This is a genomic window from Streptomyces sp. NPDC001156 (assembly GCF_053598275.1).
Genome location: NZ_JBSFJX010000467.1, coordinates 1 through 2,197 on the forward strand (window position 1 = coordinate 1; position 2,197 = coordinate 2,197).

At 66.5% G+C, this 2,197-nt stretch carries 1 protein-coding gene; it reads left to right on the top strand.

The annotated features are described in order from the left end of the window. Positions 1 to 538: 538 nt before the first annotated feature. Positions 539 to 1,969, top strand: a complete 1,431-nt coding sequence (locus ACWDA7_RS52235; protein ID WP_450615188.1) for an MFS transporter — start codon at positions 539 to 541, stop codon at positions 1,967 to 1,969. The last annotated feature ends 228 nt before the right edge of the window (positions 1,970 to 2,197 follow it).

Here is a 2,197-nt window from a genome sequence, read left to right on the forward strand (position 1 = left end):
AGCTCCGGCACTCCGCGATCAGCCCGCGGCTCCAGCGACATCCAGCCCCACCCTCGATCGGCGAACAGGACGATCATGGCAGCCCGGCACACTCGACATCACCAGTTCACGGATTTCCCAACGGAGTCCTTCAGGTGGGAGAGGATTCAAGAGGGACATTAGCGGCGGCGAAGCGCGCTTCGACCCGGCAGTGCTCGCCCAGGCATACCTCGAACTGCACAACCAGCCCGAGGCCGAATGGCAGCACGAGCTAATGCGTTACTGAAGCCCTCCCGGGGTTCGCTGCGCACCGAAGGGCTCCACGTCGTCGACGTGGAGCCCTTTGCTGCTGTCGGGTCTCGGGCGGTCGGTCGGGCGAGACGCTGCGAGAGGACCGAATGTGCACCCTCGCTGTCCTTTACTGCGGCCAGGCACAGGCAGCCCCTGCGGTTGAACAGCTCAGGAAATGTCCGCGGACCAGGCCGGCTTGCGGCCTTGCCTCCGACGACCGCGTCTGAGGAGCACGGCTGCGGCCCGGCTGAATAGAAGGCGATCAGCAATGACTTTGATCAGTCCCCGTCCCGAACCCGATCCGCGCAGGTGGCGCGCGCTCGGGATCATCTGCCTGGTGCAGGTGATGCTGCTGCTCGATGTGACCGTGGTCAATGTCGCGCTTCCCCCCATCCAGCGCGACCTCGGCCTGACGACCACCGGCCTGGCGTGGGTCGTCAACGGTTACACCGTCACCTACGGGGGGCTGCTGATGCTGGGTGGGCGTCTGGGTGATCTGCTGGGTCGCAGACGCCTCTTCCTGACCGGCTTGGCGATCTTCGCGCTGTCGTCGGCGAGCGCCGGGGTGGCCCAGCAAGCCGGTGTACTGGTCGCCAGCCGCTTCGTGCAGGGCATCGGCGCGGCACTCGTCAGCCCGGCGGCCCTGTCCATGGTGACGCTGCTGTTCACACGGCCGCAGGAAAGGGCACGGGCCATGGCCATCTGGAGCGGTTTGGCCGGAGTGGGCGTGGCCTTGGGCGTCGTGCTCTCGGGCGTCCTGACCACCCTCACCTCCTGGCGCTGGATATTCTTCATCAACCTGCCCATCGCCGCCTTCGCGTTTCTCGCCACCTTCCCGCTCGTATCCGAGAGCCGGGCCACCAAGCGCGGCCGGCCTGACGTCCTGGGCGCCGTCCTGGTCACCCTCGGCCTGCTCCTGGCCGTGTTCGGCCTGCTGGAGAAGGACACCCATGCCTGGCTCTCGTTCCCCGTCCTGGGCTGCGTGGCGATCGGTGTGCTCTGCTTGATCGGTTTCGTGCTGGCCGAGGCCCGAGTGGCCCGACCCCTGGTGCCCCTCGCGTTCCTGCGCTCACGCAACCGGAGCATCGCCAACGCCGTCCGCATCTGCTACTACGTCGGTTTCGCCACCCTCTTCTTCTCACTGAGCCTGTACGTGCAGCACATACTGCATCTTTCCGCGCTGGCGACCGGATTCGCCTTTGTGCCGTTCGGGGCGGTCATTCTGTTCAGCGCCACCGTGATGGCGCCGCGCCTGCTTCCCCGGTTCGGACTGCGGGCGCTGAACGGAGGGGGACTTGCCATCACCACAGCCGGCTATATCCTCCTTGCCGGCCTGAGCCCCCACGGCACTTATGCGGCCGACGTACTGCCCGGACTGATCCTCGTGCCCCTGGGAGGCGGCCTGGTCCTCGTCGGATCCACCGTCGCCGGAGTGGACGGCGCCACAGGTGAGGACGCGGGCATCGCCACCAGCATGAACAATGCGTCCATGCAGATCGGCAGCGCCCTCGGCCTGGCTGCCCTGGTCTCACTGGGCACCAGCCACGCCGCCGCGCTGCAGCACGCAGGCGCCGACTCGATGACCGCCACCACGCATGGTTACGCCTTCAGTTTCACCATTGCCGCCAGTGTGACGGCCTTCGGCGCGGTACTCGGCTTCGTCGGGATCCACCCGACGGCACCGAAAGCGGACGCTTGACTGCTCCCCTGCCTGAAGGACTTTGTTGGCGGATTCGAGAGCGTGTCTGAAAGATCGTGTAAGTCCGTGATGTGACAGGCTGACCGAGGCCCGGCCTCGGGCCCTGGTCAGCCGGGAGCATGACGGACAACTTGAACCGTTCCTAGTCAGTGAGCAGGAGTGGGTCTTGTACCCAGTCCTGGTCAACTGGCGCATCCCGAACGGTGGTGGATGCACTGGTCTCCCGCG

Excerpts from the sequence above, each read along its gene's own strand:
- ACWDA7_RS52235 (WP_450615188.1), top strand. The coding sequence starts at position 539 with ATGACTTTGATCAGTCCCCGTCCCGAACCCGATCCGCGCAGGTGGCGC.